Annotated in this window: 1 protein-coding gene (cut by a window edge); it reads left to right on the top strand. The window is 72.3% G+C overall.

Going from position 1 to position 18,135, the window contains the following annotated elements:
* Positions 1-625 precede the first annotated feature (625 nt).
* On the top strand, positions 626-18,135 hold the 5' portion of the coding sequence (locus JE024_RS30610) for a type I polyketide synthase (protein WP_244883270.1). 12,751 nt of this gene lie beyond the right edge of the window; the window shows 17,510 of its 30,261 coding nt (coding positions 1-17,510); the start codon lies at positions 626-628; the stop codon falls past the right edge of the window.

Below are 18,135 nucleotides of genomic sequence, written 5' to 3'. Positions count from 1 at the left end.
GGACGGGCCGCGGCGCGCCGCAGGGGCACCGCGCCGCCGAAGTCCCGTGTCAAGGGCGCCCTGAGCTGCCCGGCTCGACGGTTCGTGCCGTTCGGACCCGGCGCCGGGCGGACGGCCCGGGCGACGGCTTTAGGGGTTCACGGTAGGGGCGGTGCACCGGGTAGGGTCACCCCTCAGTGGCACGGTCCTTCCTCATCGGACAGGGGAAACGGGATACCACCGGGGCGGGCGACGACAAGCCGGAATCCACCTCTCCGACGACGTGACGCCGACACCGCAGCCGACCGGTCGCGGAGAATTCCCCGTGGATTTCCCATCGACCATTCGTGCGGTATTCACGTTCCATTCGCGCCGCATACGTGAAGCCGCCGCCACACCGTCGTGACGCACCCGCAGCAACGTGCTCCAGACGCACCGCCGACCGTTCACCATTCCCCGGCGGGGATTCCTTCGGGCCGGACCCGCCTGGGGTCGAATAGGGGTTGTCGAATCAATGCTTTGACCTCCTAATATCGTCCCGGTCTCTGTTCTCCGCCGCTCTCGGGCTGCTGAGTCGGGTCGCTGCGGGCTACTGGGTCTTGGCTTGACACTTCCACCCACTGCCCCGGAAATAAGGTGGATTCGGGTGGAAAACGAAGAGAAGTACGTCGAGTACCTGAAGCGCGTGATGGCGGATCTCCGTCAGACCCGCAGCCGCCTTCAGGCGGCTCAGGACCGGGAGAACGAGCCGATCGCGATCGTCGCGATGGGCTGCCGGTTCCCCGGCGACGTGCGCTCTCCCTCCGACCTGTGGCGACTGGTCAGCACCGGCGGCGACGGCATCACCCCGTTCCCCGACGACCGCGGCTGGCCCGTCGGTGAGCTCGACGGCACGGCGGCGCTCGGCGGATTCGTGCACGACGCCGGGGAGTTCGACGCCGGCCTGTTCGGCATCAGCCCGCGCGAGGCCCTGGCCATGGACCCGCAGCAGCGCCTCCTGCTGGAGACCGCCTGGGAGACGTTCGAGTCGGCCGGCATGAACCCGCGCTCGCTCCGCGGCGGACGCGTGGGTGTGTTCGCGGGCGCGTCGCCGTCCGGCTACGGCAGCAACGGCGTCCCGGGCGCCGAGGGGCACCTGCTGACCGGCACCGCGCACAGCGTGGTCTCCGGCCGCCTCGCCTACGTCTTCGGGCTGGAGGGCCCGGCCGTGACGGTGGACACGGCGTGCTCGTCCTCGCTGGTCGCCCTGCACCTCGCGGCGCAGGCGCTGCGGAACGGCGAATGCGACCTGGCCCTCGCCGGCGGCGTCACCGTGATGGTCACCCCGGGCGCGTTCGCCGAGTTCGACCGCCAGGACGGCCTCGCCTCCGACGGCCGCTGCAAGTCCTTCGCGGCCGGTGCGGACGGAACGGGCTGGGCCGAAGGCGTCGGCCTGCTCCTCGTCGAGCGACTCTCCGACGCCCGGCGCAACGGACACCAGGTGCTGGCCGTGGTCCGCGGCAGCGCCGTCAACCAGGACGGCGCCAGCAACGGACTCACCGCACCCAATGGCCCCTCCCAGCAGCGCGTCATCCAACAGGCCCTCGCCAACGCCCGCCTGACCACGACGGACATCGACGTCGTCGAGGCCCACGGCACCGGCACCCGGCTGGGTGACCCGATCGAGGCGCAGGCGCTGCTGGCGACCTACGGCCAGAACCGCGGCGACGGCCGGGAGCCGTTGTGGCTCGGCTCGATCAAGTCCAACATCGGCCACACGCAGGCGGCCGCGGGCGCCGCGGGTGTGATCAAGATGGTCATGGCCCTGCGGCACGGGCTCATGCCGGCGACACTGCACGTCGACGAGCCGTCGCCACAGGTGGAATGGTCGACCGGTGCGGTGGAACTGCTGACCGAGGCGCGTTCCTGGCCCGAGGCCGGCCGCCCGCGGCGCGCGGCGGTGTCCTCGTTCGGCATCAGCGGCACCAACGCCCACGTCATCCTGGAGCAGGCGCCGGAGCCCGCCGAGCCGGAGTCCGGCGATCGGGAACCGGGCGAACGGGAGACGGGCTCCGAGCTGTCGGCGACCCGCCCCGGCCTCGTGCCGTGGATGCTCTCGGGGAAGTCCGAGGCCGCGCTGGCGGCACAGGTCGAGCGGCTGCGGTCGTTCACGGCGCAGCGCCCCGAGCTGGACGCGGTGGACGTGGCCTGGTCGCTGGCGACCAGCCGGGCCGCTTTGGAGCACCGTGTGGTGCTGGCCTCCGGTGGGGATGCGCTCGCCGCGGGTGTCGCGGGTGAGGGGCGGACGGCGTTCCTGTTCACGGGGCAGGGTTCGCAGCGGGCCGGTATGGGCCTGGGGCTGTATGAGCGGTTCCCGGTGTTCGCGGATGCCTTCGACGCGGTGTGCGCACGGCTCGACGTGCGGCTGGAGCGTCCGCTGCGGGCAGTCCTGACCGAGGGCGCCGACCTCGATCAGACGATGTGGGCGCAGGCGGGGCTGTTCGCGCTGGAGGTGGCGCTGTTCCGGCTCGTGGAGTCGTGGGGCGTGACCCCGGATGTGCTGTTGGGGCACTCGCTGGGCGAGATCAGCGCCGCGCACGTCGCCGGCATCCTCGACCTGGACGATGCGTGTGTGCTGGTGGCCGAGCGGGGCCGGCTGATGCAGGCGCTGCCCGAGGGCGGCGGGATGCTCGCGGTGCAGGCCGGTGAAGCGGAGGTCGCGGACTCCGGTCTGGACATCGCTGCGGTGAACGGGCCGCGGTCCGTGGTCCTGTCCGGTGCTGTCGAGGCGATCGAGCGGTATACGGCCGAGTGCGCGGAGCGCGGCCTGCGGTTCAGTGTGCTGTCCGTGTCGCACGCGTTCCACTCCGCCCTGATGGAACCCATGCTGGACGAGTTCGGCCGGGTGCTGCACGGGCTGACCTTCAGCCCGGCGGAGATCCCGGTCGTGTCCAACCTGACGGGCGCCGTGGCCGAGGCCGGTGACATGGAGCGGCCGGAGTACTGGCTGAACCAGGTCCGTGGCACGGTGCGTTTCGCGGATGGTGTCGCGGCCGTCGCGGAGTTGGGTGTGACGCGGTTCGTGGAGCTGGGCCCGGACGGAGTGCTGTCCGGGATGGCTCAGGAGACCGTCGGCGACGCGGTGTTCGTGCCGGTTCTGCGCAAGGACCGCGATGAGAGCGACACCGCACTCACGGCACTGAGCCGTCTCTGGGCGACAGGTGTCGGCATCGACTGGGGCGGGGTGTACGCCGGCTGGGGTGGCCGGTTTGTCGATCTGCCGACTTATGCATTCCAGCGTGAGCGGTTCTGGCCGGAGGCTGCGATCGCGGCCGCTGGTGCGGGCGAGTTGGTGGACGCCGCGTTCTGGGACGCGGTGGAGCGTGAGGATCTTCAGGAGCTCGCCGGTCTGGAGTCGGCGCTGCCGGCCCTGTCGGCGTGGCGGCAGCGTCACCGGGAGCGGTCGACGCTCGACTCCTGGCGCTACCGCATCACGTGGAAGCCGCTGGACGGCATGCCGCCGGCCGCACTGACCGGCCTGTGGGCGGTCGTCGGCACGGAGGACGCGGAGGTCTCGGCCGCGCTGGCCGCCGCGGGCGCGACCGTGGTGCACGTGCCGGTGGGCGAGGTGGCGCAGCTGTCGGACGTGGCCGGTGTGGTGCTGATCGCCACTGGTGCGGCCGAGACGCTGGCCGTGGTGCAGGGGCTGGGCGAGGTGTCGGCGCCGCTGTGGGTGCTGACACGGGGTGCGGTGTCGGTCGGCGGTTCCGACCGGCCGGGCAATCCGGATCTGGCTGCGGTGTGGGGTCTGGGCCGGGTCGCGGCACTGGAGGTTCCCGGTCGCTGGGGCGGTCTCGTCGATCTGCCCGAGGTTTTGGACACCCGTGCCGGTTCCCGGCTCGCCGGTGTCCTCGCCTCCGGTGGCGGTGAGGACCAGGTCGCCGTGCGTGGGACCGGTGTGTTCGGCCGCCGTCTGGTGCGGGCGGTGTCGGCCGGCGTGGTGGACGAGGCGTGGAACCCGAGCCCGTCCGGCACCGTGCTGATCACCGGCGGCACAGGGGCCCTGGGCGTCGAGGTCGCACGCTGGCTGGCCGGCCAGGGTGTTCCGCACCTGGTGCTGACCAGCCGTGGTGGTGTCGCACCCGAGGGCCTGGTCGAGGAGTTGGCGGCGCTGGGCGCCCAGGTGACGGTCGCCGCATGTGACGCCGCCGACCGGGAGACTCTCGCCCGGGTGGTTGCGGGTATCCCGACGGAATGGCCGCTGACCGGCGTGGTCCACGCTGCGGGTGTGCTGGACGACGGCATGCTGGACGGTCTGTCCCCGGAGCGTCTGGCGTCGGTGATGAGGCCGAAGGCCGACGGCCTGGCCGCCCTGGACGCCGTGACGGCCAGCCTGCCGCTGGAGTGGCTGGTCGTCTTTTCGTCGATGGCGGGAACCGTGGGCAATGCCGGGCAGGCGAACTACGCCGCCGCGAACGCCTGGGTGGACGCCTGGGTGCAGCAGCGCCGTGAGCGTGGCCTGCCGGCCGCGTCCATCGCCTGGGGCCCGTGGGCCGAGAGCGGCATGGCCGCCGACAGCACCCTCGTCCGACGCCTCCACCGCGGCGGAATGCGTCCGCTGGACGCGAACCTCGCCCTGCGCCTGTTCGCCGAAGCCATCCACTTCGGCGGCACCGACATCACCGTCGCGGACATCGACTGGCAGAACTTCCTGCCTGCCTTTACCTCGGTACGCCCGAGCCCGCTGCTGACGGAACTCCTGGAATCCTCGGCCACGGTGCTGCCCGCGGAAGGTCCCGAGTCGGGGCTGCGGGAACAGCTTTCGGGTCTGTCGGAGGGCAAGCGTCGTCAGATCCTTCTGGATGTGGTCCGGGGGCAGGCTGCCGCGATCCTCGGGCACACCGGCGCACAGTCGGTGGAGCCGCAACGCGCTTTCCGGGACCTCGGCTTCGACTCCCTGATGGCGGTCGAACTCCGCAACCTGCTGACCGCCGCCACCGGGCTGTCACTGCCGACCACCCTCGTCTTCGACCACCCGACCCCCGACGCCCTCGTCGGTCATCTCCTCACCGAACTCGCCGGTGCGACTGCCGGCATCGCCGTGATGCCGCCGTCCGTGACGCAGTCGGCGAGCGACGAGCCGCTGGCGGTCGTGGGTATGGCGTGCCGGTTCCCGGGCGGGGTGACCTCGCCGGAGCAGTTGTGGGACCTGGTGGCCGGCGGGGTGGACGGTCTGTCGGTGTTCCCGGCGGACCGCGGATGGCCGACGGAACTGACCGGTGTCGCAGGTGGCGTCGGCGGATTCGTCCACGACGCAGACCAGTTCGACCCCGCCCTGTTCGGGATCAGCCCACGCGAGGCCCTGGCCATGGACCCGCAGCAGCGCCTGCTGCTGGAAGCGGCGTGGGAAACGTTCGAATCCGCCGGAATGGACCCCCGGTCGCTGCGCGGACGCAGTGTTGGCGTGTTCGCGGGCACGAACGGCCAGGACTACGCCCATCTGCTCGCCGTCTCCGACGATCAGGGTGACGGGCACGCCGCTGTCGGGAACGCGGCGGCCGTGCTCTCCGGCCGGATCTCGTACGTGTTCGGCCTCGAAGGCCCGGCGGTGACGGTGGACACCGCCTGTTCGTCGTCCCTGGTGGCCCTGCACTGGGCCGGTCAGGCACTGCGGTCCGGGGAATGCGAACTCGCACTCGTCGGCGGTGTCACCGTGATGGCTACGCCGGGTGCGTTCGCCGAGTTCGACCGGCAGGACGGACTCGCCTCCGACGGCCGCTGCAAAGCCTTCGCCGCGAGCGCCGACGGCACCGGCTGGGGCGAAGGCGCAGGGCTGCTGCTGGTCGAGCGGCTCTCCGACGCCCAGCGCAACGGGCATCACATCCTCGCCGTCGTCCGGGGCAGCGCCGTCAACCAGGACGGGGCCAGCAACGGCCTCACCGCACCCAACGGCCCCTCCCAGCAGCGCGTCATTCAGCAGGCCCTCACCAACGCACGACTGGCGACCACGGACATCGACGCGGTCGAGGCCCACGGCACGGGAACCCGCCTCGGTGACCCGATCGAGGCCCAGGCCCTGCTCGCCACCTACGGCCAGGGCCGCGAGGACAGCGAGCCGCTGTGGCTGGGGTCGATCAAGTCGAACATCGGCCACACGCAGGCCGCCGCCGGTGTCGCCGGCGTCATCAAGATGATCATGGCGCTGCGGCACGGAGTGCTGCCCCCGACCCTGCACGTCGACGAGCCCTCCCCGCAGGTGAACTGGTCGACCGGCGCGGTGGAACTCCTCACCGAGGCACGCTCGTGGCCCGAGACCGACCGTCCGCGCCGCGCGGGCGTGTCCTCCTTCGGCATCAGCGGCACCAACGCCCACGTCATCCTCGAACAAGCACCTGAACCGCAGCCTGTACAGGACTCTGCGGGGACGCACACCCCCGGACTGGTGCCGTGGGTGGTGTCGGCGAAGACCGAGACCGCGCTCCAGGCACAGGTCGAGCGCCTGCGAGCCTTCACGGCCGACCACCCGGACCTCGCCTCGGTCGATGTCGGCTGGTCGCTGGCGACCACCCGCGCCGCCCTGGAGCACCGTGCGGTCGTCACCAAGGACGTCACTACCTTCGCCTCGGACATCGCCACCGAAGGCCGGACCGCATTCCTGTTCACCGGCCAGGGCTCCCAGCGCACCGGCATGGGACTCGGGCTCTACGAACAGTTCCCCGTGTTCGCCGACGCCTTCGACGCCGTCTGCGCCCGCCTCGACCTGCGCCTCGAACGCCCCCTGCGCGACGTCCTCACCGACGGAACCGACCTCGACCAGACCATGTGGGCCCAGGCCGGCCTCTTCGCCCTCGAAGTCGCCCTCTTCCGCCTCGTCGAATCCTGGGGCGTGACCCCGGACGTCCTGCTCGGCCACTCCCTCGGCGAAATCACCGCCGCCCACGTCGCCGGCATTCTGTCCCTGGACGACGCGTGCGTAATGGTGGCCGAACGCGGCCGCCTGATGCAGGCACTCCCCGCCGGCGGCGGCATGCTCGCCGTCCAGGCCACCGAAGCCGACGTCACCGACTCCGGACTCGACATCGCCGCCGTCAACGGCCCCACCTCCATCGTCCTCTCCGGCAGCATCGAAGCCGTCGAGCGCTACGCCGCCGAATGTGTCGAGCAGGGCATCCGGCACAACACCCTCACCGTGTCGCACGCGTTCCACTCCGCCCTCATGGAACCCATGCTGGAGGAGTTCGGCCGCGTCCTGAACGGCCTGACGTTTCACCCCGCACGCATCCCGGTCGTCTCCAACCTGACCGGCGCCGCCGCCGAACCGGGGCTGATGCAGGAACCGGACTACTGGCTCCGCCAGATCCGCAACGCCGTCCGCTTCGCCGACGGCGTCACCGCCCTCCACACCATGGGCGTCACCCGCTACCTGGAGCTCGGCCCGGACGGAGTCCTCTCGGGCATGGCCCAGGACACCGACACCGCCACCGACGCCGTCTTCGTCCCCGTCCTGCGCAAGGACCGCGACGAGACCGACACCGCCCTCACCGCCCTCGGCCGCCTCTGGACGACCGGTGCCACCGTCGACTGGCCCGGGGTGTTCGCGGGTTGGGGCGGGCGGACCGTCGACCTGCCGACGTATGCCTTCCAGCGGGAGCGGTTCTGGCCGCGGCCGGGTGTGATCAGCGGGGACGCGGGGGCACTCGGTGTCGAGGCTGCCGGGCATGCGTTGCTGGGGTCGGTGGTGCCGCTGGCCGACGGTGACGGTGCGCTGCTGACCGGCCGCCTGTCGGTCGAGACACACTCGTGGCTCGCCGACCATGTGGTGCTCGGTCAGATCGTGGTCCCCGGCACGGCGCTCGTGGAGATGGCATTGCGGGCCGGGCAGGAAGTGGGCTGCGGCCTGCTCCGGGAGCTGGTGTTGCAGGCGCCGTTGGTGCTGCCGGAGTCCGGCGGGGTCCAGGTGCAGGTGCGGGTCGAGGGTCCGGACGCCTCGGGCGACCGGCCGGTGCACGTCCATGCCCGTGCCGTGGGCGCCGACGAGTGGGTCCTGCACGCGGCGGGTTTCCTCGCCGCATCGGAGACCGCGGCGGCCGGGTTCGGTCTGGAGGTGTGGCCGCCGCAGGGTGCGGTCGCGGTGGACGTCGACGGGTTCTACGACGTCATGGCGGCCGGCGCGGGCTTCGGCTACGGCCCCGTGTTCCAGGGCGTCCAGGCGGTCTGGCGTGACGAGTCCGCTGTGTACGCCGAGGTGCTCCTGCCGGAGCCGGGCGTGGCGCAGGTCGACATGCTCGGCATCCACCCGGCCCTGCTCGACGCCGCCCTGCATCCGTCCGGATTCGTACTCGGACGCGGTGACGGTGACGGTGTGACCTCCGGGCCGCGCCTGCCGTTCGCGTGGTCGGGGGTGGAGCTGTTCGCCGTCGGGGCGACCACCCTGCGGGTGGCCATCCGTCCCTCGGGCGAGGGCATCACCGTCCAGGCCGCCGACGGTGCGGGTGCGCCGGTCGCGGTCGTCCGTTCGCTGATGCTGCGGGCGGTGTCGCCGGACCAGTTGTCGCCCGCCCGGCAGGCCGATGACGCGCTGTTCGCGGTCGAGTGGGTCCCGCTGCCCTCGGGGACCGCGTCCGGCGAGGCGGACTCCGTCGAGTGGACCGTGCTGGAAGCCGGTGACGGCCCGGTCGAGCAGGTGCTCGGCGAGATCCTGCACCGGGTGCAGGAGTGGCTGGCCGAGGACGGCCCCGAACAGGCACGCCTGGCTGTGGTGACCCGCGGTGCGATGCCGGCCGGTCGTCGCGGTGCGGTGGATGCCGTGGGTGCGGCGGTGTGGGGTCTGGTGCGTTCGGCGCAGTCGGAGCACCCGGACCGCATCGTCCTGGTCGACACCGACCCGGCCGACGGCTCCCCGGCGGACCTGTCCCTGCTGACCGCCCTGGACGAGCCGCAGATCGCGGTCCGCGACGGCGCGCTGCTGGCACCCCGGCTGACCCGGCCGGCCGGTGACGGACTGGTGCTGCCGGACGGGGACTGGCGTCTGCTGCCGGGCGCCGACGGCACGCTGGAGTCCCTGCACGTCCAACCGGTCGAGATGCCGCCACCCGGGCCCGGTCAGGTGCGCATCGCCGTCCGCGCCGCCGGAGTGAACTTCCGCGATGTCCTCCTCGGGCTCGGGATGTATCCGGAGCCGGGTGTGATGGGTTCCGAAGCGGCCGGTGTGGTCGTGGAAGTCGGCCCCGGTGTCGAGGATCTGCACGTCGGTGACCGGGTGTTCGGGTTCTTCACGGGCGTCTTCGCCACCGAGGCCGTGACCGATCGGCCACTGCTGGTGCGGGTGCCGGAGGGCTGGTCCTGGGCGCAGGCGGCGTCCCTCCCGCTGGTCTTCGCAACGGCCTGGTACGGCCTGCGGGACCTGGCAGGGGCCGACGCGGGTGATGCGGTGCTGATCCACGCCGCGGCCGGCGGTGTCGGCATGGCCGCCACGCAACTCGCCCGCCACTGGGGCATGGAGGTGTACGCCACCGCGAGCCCCGGGAAGTGGCCCACCGTCGTCGCCAACGGCGTCGACCCGGCACGGATCGCGAACTCCCGGGACCTCGCCTTCGAGGACCACATCCGCACCGCCACCGGCGGACGCGGTGTCGACATCGTCCTCAACTCCCTCGCGGGCGACTTCCTCGACGCCTCCCTGCGCCTCCTCGCCCCCGGCGGCCGGTTCGTCGAGATGGGCAAGACCGACCTGCGCACCGGACTCGACGTCCCGTACCACGCCTTCGACCTGTCCGACGCGGGCCCCGACCGCATGGGCGCCATCCTCACCGAGATCGTGGCCCTCTTCGAACAGGGCACACTCGCACCGCTGCCGCTGACCGTGTGGGACACGCGCGAAGCCGTCACCGCCTGGCGCCACATGGCCCAGGCCAGGCACATCGGCAAGAACGTCCTCACCGTCCCCACGCCCCTCGACCGGGACGGCACCGTCCTGATCACCGGCGGCACCGGCACCCTCGGCGGACTCCTCGCCCGCCACCTGACCACCGAACACGGCATCCGCCACCTCGTCCTGCTCTCCCGCCAGGGGCCCGACGCCCCCGGGGCGGCCGACCTGACGGCCCAGCTCGCCGAACTCGGCGCCGACGCACGGGTGGTGGCGTGCGACGCCGCCGACCGCGACGCCCTCGCGGCGGTCCTCGCCGACATCCCCGCCGAGGCCCCGCTCACCGGTGTCGTCCACGCCGCCGGCGTCCTCGACGACGGCATCGTCACCGCCCTCACCCAGGAGCGACTGGACACCGTCCTGCGCGCCAAGGCCACCGCCGCCGTGAACCTCGACGAACTCACCCGCGGCACGGACCTGTCGATGTTCGTCCTCTACTCCTCCGTCTCCGCCACGTTCGGCGCACCGGGACAGGCCAACTACTCGGCCGCCAACGCCTACCTCGACGCCCTCGCCGTCCGGCGCCGCGCCGAAGGCCTGCCCGGCCTGTCCCTGGCCTGGGGCATGTGGCAGCAGGCCAGCACGATGACCGGCACCCTCGCCGAGACCGACCGGGCCCGGGCGACGAGCGCGGGCACCGCGCTCTCCACCGAGCAGGGCCTCGCCCTCTTCGACACTGCACTGACACGTCCCGCCGCGCACATGGTCCCGATCAACCTCGACCTCGCCGCGGTGCGGACCGCCGACCCGGCAGCCCTTCCGGCGCTGCTGCGCGGCCTGGTCTCCCGCCGTGTCCGCCGTGCTGCCGCCCAGCAGTCGGGCGCCGGTACGGCACTGGCGCAGCAACTGCAGGCCGTGCCCGAGGCGCAGCAGCGGCAGCTGCTGCTGGAGCTGGTGCGCACCAGCGCGGCGACGGTCCTGGGCCACGGCTCGGCCGACGCGGTCGGCGAGCGCCAGTCGTTCAAGGACCTCGGCTTCGACTCGCTCACCGCGGTCGAGCTCCGCAACCGGCTCAACGCCGCCACCGGGCTGCGGCTTCCCGCGACCCTGGTGTTCGACTACCCCAGTCCCGTGGTCCTCGGCGACTACCTGCTGTCGCAGTTCTCCGGTGCCTCCGACGCCCGGCCCGTCGCGCCGCGCCCCGTCTCGGCCACCGCGGACGACGAGCCGATCGCCATCGTGGGCATGGCCTGCCGCTATCCGGGCGGGGTGACCTCGCCCGAGCAGTTGTGGGACCTGGTCGCCGAGGGCGTGGACGGCATGTCGGCCTTCCCGGCCAACCGTGGCTGGCCGGTCGACCTGACCGGTGCCGCCGGCGTTCTCGGCGGATTCGTCCACGACGCGGACGAGTTCGACGCCGGCCTGTTCGGCATCAGCCCGCGTGAGGCCCTCGCCATGGACCCGCAGCAGCGGCTGCTGCTGGAAGCGGCATGGGAGACGTTCGAATCGGCCGCCATCGCGCCGGCGCAGGTGCGGGGATCCTCGACGGGCGTGTTCATCGGGTCGTCGTCCTCCACCTACGGGATGGGCATGCAGTTGCCCGAGGGAGCCGACGGCCATCTGCTGACGGGCAACGCACCGAGTGTGATCTCGGGTCGCGTCGCCTACACCTTCGGCTTCGAGGGACCCGCCGTGACGGTGGACACGGCGTGCTCGTCCTCGCTGGTGGCTCTGCACTGGGCGACGCAGGCCCTGCGCGCCGGTGAGTGCGACATGGCGCTGGCCGGCGGCGTCACCGTGATGGCCTCCCCCGGCATTTTCGCCGAGTTCGACCGCCAGGACGGACTGGCTTCCGACGGCCGGTGCAAGGCGTTCGCCGCGGCCGCCGACGGAACCGGCTGGTCCGAGGGGGTCGGTCTGCTGCTGGTCGAACGGCTCTCCGACGCTCGGCGCAACGGACACCGGATCCTCGCCGTGGTCCGCGGCAGCGCCGTCAACCAGGACGGCGCCTCCAACGGTCTGACGGCGCCGAACGGCCCGTCGCAGCAGCGGGTGATCCGTCAGGCGCTGGCGAATGCGCGACTGGCGGCCACCGACATCGACGTGGTCGAGGCGCACGGCACGGGCACCCGGCTGGGTGATCCGATCGAGGCGCAGGCGCTGCTGGCGACGTACGGCCAGGACCGGGACGAGAGCGGGCAACCGCTGTGGCTGGGCTCGGTCAAGTCGAACATCGGTCACACGCAGTCCGCGGCGGGAGTCGCGGGTGTGATCAAGATGGTCATGGCGATGCGGCACGGCCTGATGCCGGCGACCCTGCACGTCGACGAGCCGTCCCCGCAGATCGACTGGTCGGCGGGATCGGTGGAGCTGCTCACCGAGGCGCGCTCGTGGCCCGAGACCGGTGACCGTCCGCGCCGCGCGGCCGTGTCCTCCTTCGGTATCAGCGGCACCAACGCCCATGTGCTCCTGGAGCAGGCACCGGAGCCGGAGACCGAGCCGGCTGTTGCGCCGGTGCCGGTACCGGGAGTTGTGCCGTGGGCGGTGTCGGCGAAGTCCGAGGCCGCGCTCCGCGAACAGGTGGAGCGGCTGCGGTCGTTCGTGGCAGAGCGTCCGGCGTTGGAGCCGGTGGATGTCGCCTGGTCGCTCGCGACCACCCGCAGCGCGCTGGAGCACCGGGTGGTACTCGCCTCCGGTGGGGACGTGCTCGCGGCGGGCATCGCGGGTGAGGGCCGGACGGCGTTCCTGTTCACGGGACAGGGGTCGCAGCGCGCCGGCATGGGCCTGGGGCTGTACGAGCAGTTCCCGGTGTTCGCCGACGCCTTCGACGCGGTGTGCGGTCGGCTGGATACCCGGTCGGAGCGTCCGCTGCGGGAGGTTCTGGCCGACGGCGTCGGTCTCGACGGGACGGCGTGGGCGCAGGCGGGGCTGTTCGCGCTGGAAGTGGCCCTGTTCCGGCTCGTCGAGTCGTGGGGCGTGACCCCCGATGTGCTGCTGGGGCACTCCCTGGGTGAGATCAGTGCCGCGCACGTGTCCGGGATCCTGTCGCTGGACGACGCGTGCGTGCTGGTGGCCGAGCGGGGCCGGTTGATGCAGGCGCTGCCCGCGGGTGGCGGCATGCTCGCCGTCCAGGCGACCGAAGCCGAGGTCGCCGACTCCGGTCTGGACATCGCCGCCGTCAACGGCCCGAACTCCGTTGTGCTGTCGGGCACTGTCGAGGCGATCGAGCGGTATGCGGCCGAGTGCGCCGAGCGCGGCCTGCGGTTCAGTGTGCTGCCGGTGTCACACGCGTTCCACTCCGTGCTGATGGAGCCCATGCTGGCGGAGTTCGCCGGCGTGTTGTCCGGGTTGACGTTCAACCCGGCGCGGATTCCGGTCGTGTCCAACCTGACCGGGGCGGCGGCCGGGCCCGGGCTGATGCAGGAGCCGGAGTACTGGCTCCGCCAGGTCCGCCAGGCGGTCCGCTTCGCCGACGGCGTCACCGCCCTCCGCGCCATGGGTGCGACACGGTTCGTGGAGCTGGGCCCGGACGGCGTCCTCTCCGGGATGGCCCAGGAGACCGCCGGCGAGGCGCTGTTCGTCCCCGTTCTCCGTAAGGACCGTGAGGAGACCGACACCGCCCTGACCGCGCTCAGCCGCCTGTGGACGGCGGGCGTCGACATCGACTGGCACGGCGTGCTCGCCGGCTGGGGCGGCCGGATTGTCGATCTGCCGACATACGCCTTCCAGCGTGAGCGGTTCTGGCCGGAGGCTTCGGCCGTATCGGCTGGTACTGGCGCGCTGGTGGACGCCGCGTTCTGGGACGCGGTGGAGCGTGAGGACCTTCGGGAACTCGCCGGGCTGGAGTCGGCCCTGCCCGCATTGTCTGCCTGGCGGCAGCGTCACCGGGAGCGGTCGACACTCGACTCCTGGCGCTACCGCATCACCTGGAAGCCCCTCGACGGCCTCCCGTCGACGACGCTCACCGGCACCTGGGCGGTCGTCGGATCCGAGGACGCGGAGATCTCCGAGGCGTTGTCCGCGGCGGGCGCCACGGTGGTGAGCGTGCCCGTCGAGGAGGTTGCTCAGCTGTCGGACGTGGCCGGTGTGGTGCTGGTCGCCACTGACGTGGCCGAGACGCTGGCCGTGGTGCAGGGGCTGGGCGACGTGTCGGCGCCCCTGTGGGTGCTGACGCGCGGCGCGGTGTCGGTCGGCGGTTCCGACCGACTGGGTGACCCGGACCAGGCTGCGGTCTGGGGCCTGGGCCGGGTCGCGGCACTGGAAGTACCCGGTCGCTGGGGCGGTCTCGTCGACCTGCCCGAGACCGTGGACGCCCGGGCGGGCGCCCGACTCGTGAGCGTTCTCGCCGGTACGGGTGAGGACCAGGTCGCGGTGCGTGGGACCGGTGTGTTCGGCCGCCGTCTGGTGCGGGCGGTGTCCGCCGGGGTGGTGGACGAGGCCTGGAACCCGACTCCTTCGGGGACGGTCCTCGTCACCGGCGGTACCGGTGCGCTGGGTGCGGAGGTGGCCCGTTGGCTGGCCGGACGGGGTGTTCCGCATCTGGTCCTGACCAGCCGCGGCGGTGTCGCACCCGAGGGCCTGGTCGAGGAACTGACGGCTCTGGGCACACAGGTGACGGTCGCCGCGTGCGATGTGGCCGACCGCGATGCTCTCGCGGCCGTCGTCGCGAAGGTGCCGGCCGAGTGGCCGCTGGCGGGTGTGGTCCACGCCGCGGGCATCCTGGACGACGGCATGCTGGACGGCCTGTCGCCGCAGCGCCTGGCGTCGGTGATGAGGCCGAAGGCCGACGGCCTGGCCGCCCTGGACGCCGTGACGGCGGGCCTGCCGCTGGAGTGGCTGGTCGTGTTCTCGTCCATGGCGGGAACGATCGGCAGCGCCGGGCAGGCGAACTACGCCGCCGCGAACGCCGCGGTGGACGCCTGGGTGCAGCAGCGCCGTGAGCGTGGCCTGCCGGCCACGTCGATCGCCTGGGGCCCGTGGGCCGAGAGCGGCATGGCCGCCGACAACGCCCTTCTGCGGCGCCTCCACCGCAGCGGAATACGCCCGCTGGACGCGAACCTCGCCCTGCGCCTGTTCGCCGAAGCCGTCCACTTCGGCGGCACGGACATCACCGTCGTGGACATCGACTGGGACCGCTTCGCCCCCGCGTTCGCGTCGGTGCGTCCCAGCCCCCTGCTGACCGAGGTCGCGGGAGCGGCTCCACTGCCGGGAGACGCCGCCGGTCCGGGAACCGGTCTGCGGGAGCAACTCGCCGGTGTGCCGGAGGGCAGGCGGCGCCAGGTCGTCCTGGAGCTGGTGCAGGGGCAGGCTGCCGCGGTCCTCGGGCACTCGGGCGCGCAGGCGGTGGAGCCGCAGCGCGCGTTCCGGGACCTCGGCTTCGACTCCCTGATGGCGGTCGAACTGCGCAACCTGCTGGCCGCGACCACAGGACTGTCGCTGCCGACCACGCTCGTCTTCGACCACCCCGACCCGACCGTTCTCAGCGACTACCTGCTGACGCAGTTCCTCGGCGCGAACGTCGCGCTGCCGGACAGGGCGCGGTTGGTGCCCGCCGCCACCGGCCACGACGAACCGGTAGCGATCGTGGGCATGGCCTGCCGCTACCCCGGGGGTGTCACCTCGCCGGAGCAGTTGTGGGACCTCGTCGCCGACGGGGTCGACGGCATCACTCCGTTCCCGGAGGACCGGGGCTGGCCCGTCGGCATGCTGGACGGCACGGCGGCGCTCGGCGGATTCGTGCACGACGCCGGGGAGTTCGACGCCGACCTGTTCGGGATCAGCCCGCGCGAGGCGCTCGCCATGGACCCGCAGCAGCGCCTGCTTCTCGAAACCGCCTGGGAGACGCTGGAATCAGCGGGCATGAACCCTCGGTCCCTGCGCGGACGTGACGTGGGTGTGTTCGCGGGCGCGTCGCCGTCCGGCTATGGCAGCAACGGCGTCGCCGGCTCCGAGGGGCACCTGCTGACCGGCACCGCGCACAGCGTGGTCTCCGGCCGCCTCGCCTACGTCTTCGGGCTGGAGGGCCCGGCCGTGACGGTGGACACGGCGTGCTCGTCCTCGCTGGTCGCCCTGCACCTCGCGGCGCAGGCGCTGCGGAACGGTGAATGCGACCTGGCCCTCGCCGGCGGCGTCACCGTGATGGTCACCCCCGGCGCGTTCGCCGAGTTCGACCGCCAGGACGGCCTCGCCTCCGACGGCCGCTGCAAGTCCTTCGCGGCCGGTGCGGACGGCACCGGCTGGGCCGAAGGCGTCGGCCTGCTCCTCGTCGAGCGACTCTCCGACGCCCGGCGCAACGGACACCAGATCCTGGCCGTGGTCCGCGGCAGCGCCGTCAACCAGGACGGCGCCTCCAACGGACTCACCGCACCCAACGGCCCCTCCCAGCAGCGCGTGATACGCCAGGCGCTGACGAACGCCCACCTGACCGGTGCGGATGTGGACGTGGTCGAGGCCCATGGCACCGGCACGCGTCTCGGAGACCCGATCGAGGCGCAGGCGCTGCTGGCGACCTACGGCCAGGGTCGTGACGACAGCGAGCCGTTGTGGCTCGGTTCGATCAAGTCGAACATCGGCCACACGCAGGCGGCGGCGGGTGTCGCCGGCATCATCAAGATGATCATGGCCATGCGACACGGCCTGCTGCCGTCGACACTCCATGTGGACGAGCCGTCGCCGCAGGTGGACTGGTCCGCCGGTGCGGTGCGGCTCCTCACCGAGGCACGCCCCTGGCTCGCCGTCGACGACCGTCCGCGGCGCGCGGCGGTCTCCTCGTTCGGCATCAGCGGCACGAACGCCCACGTCATCCTGGAGCAGGCTCCGGAATCGGAGCCCGCGGCGCTCGACGCCGCGGGGCCGCTGCCGGGAGCGGCCCCGTGGGTGGTGTCGGCGAAGTCCGAGGCCGGGCTGCGGGCGCAGGTCGAGCGGCTGCGGTCGTTCACGGCGCAGCGCCCCGAGCTGGACGCGGTGGACGTGGCCTGGTCGCTGGCGACCACGCGTGCGGCGTTGGAGCATCGGGTGGTGCTGGCCTCCGGTGGGGATGCTCTGGCCGCGGGTGTCGCGGGTGAGGGGCGGACGGCGTTCCTGTTCACGGGGCAGGGTTCGCAGCGGGCCGGCATGGGCCTGGGGCTGTATGAGCGGTTCCCGGTGTTCGCGGATACCTTCGACGCGGTGTGCGCGAGGCTCGATCTGCGACTCGAACGCCCCTTGCGGGAGGTTCTGGCCGACGGTGTCGGTCTGGACGGGACGGTGTGGGCGCAGGCGGGTCTGTTCGCGCTGGAGGTGGCGCTGTTCCGGCTCGTGGAGTCGTGGGGCGTGACCCCCGATGTGCTGCTGGGGCACTCGCTGGGTGAGATCAGTGCCGCGCACGTGTCCGGGATCCTGTCGCTGGACGATGCGTGTGTGCTGGTGGCCGAGCGGGGCCGGTTGATGCAGGCGCTGCCCGAGGGTGGCGGGATGCTCGCGGTGCAGGCTGGTGAAGCGGAGGTCGCGGACTCGGGTCTGGACATCGCGGCGGTGAACGGGCCGCGGTCCGTGGTCCTGTCCGGTGCTGTCGAGGCGATCGAGCGGTATGCGGCGGAGTGCGCGGAGCGCGGTCTGCGGTTCAGTGTGCTGTCGGTGTCGCACGCGTTCCACTCCGCCCTGATGGAGCCGATGCTGGCGGAGTTCGGCCAGGTGCTGGGCGGGTTGACGTTCAACCCGGCGGAGATCCCGGTCGTGTCGAACCTGACCGGTGAACTGGCCGAGCCGGGGCTGATGCAGGAGCCGGAGTACTGGCTCCGTCAGGTCCGTGGCACGGTGCGCTTCGCGGATGGTGTCGCGGCCGTCGCGGAGATGGGTGTGACGCGGTTCGTGGAGCTGGGCCCGGACGGAGTGCTGTCCGGGATGGCCCAGGAGACCGTCGGCGACGCGGTGTTCGTGCCCGTCCTGCGCAAGGACCGCGACGAGACCGACACCGCACTCACCGCGCTGAGCCGTCTCTGGGCGGCGGGTGTCGATGTCGACTGGACCACGCTCTTCACGGGCTGGGGCGGCCGGTTTGTCGATCTGCCGACTTATGCGTTCCAGCGTGAGCGGTTCTGGCCGGAGGCTGCGATAGCGGCTGCTGGTGCGGGCGAGTTGGTGGACGCCGCGTTCTGGGACGCGGTGGAGCGTGGGGATCTTCAGGAGCTCGCCGGTCTGGAGTCGGCGCTGCCGGCCCTGTCGGCGTGGCGGCAGCGTCACCGGGAGCGGTCGACGCTCGACTCCTGGCGTTACCGCATCACGTGGAAGCCGCTGGACGGCATGCCGCCGGCCGCACTGTCCGGCCTGTG

This window comes from Streptomyces zhihengii (genome assembly GCF_016919245.1).
GTDB lineage: Bacteria > Actinomycetota > Actinomycetes > Streptomycetales > Streptomycetaceae > Streptomyces > Streptomyces zhihengii.
The sequence above is the reverse complement of the archived record's forward strand: the minus strand, read 5'-3'. Positions and strand labels throughout refer to the sequence as shown.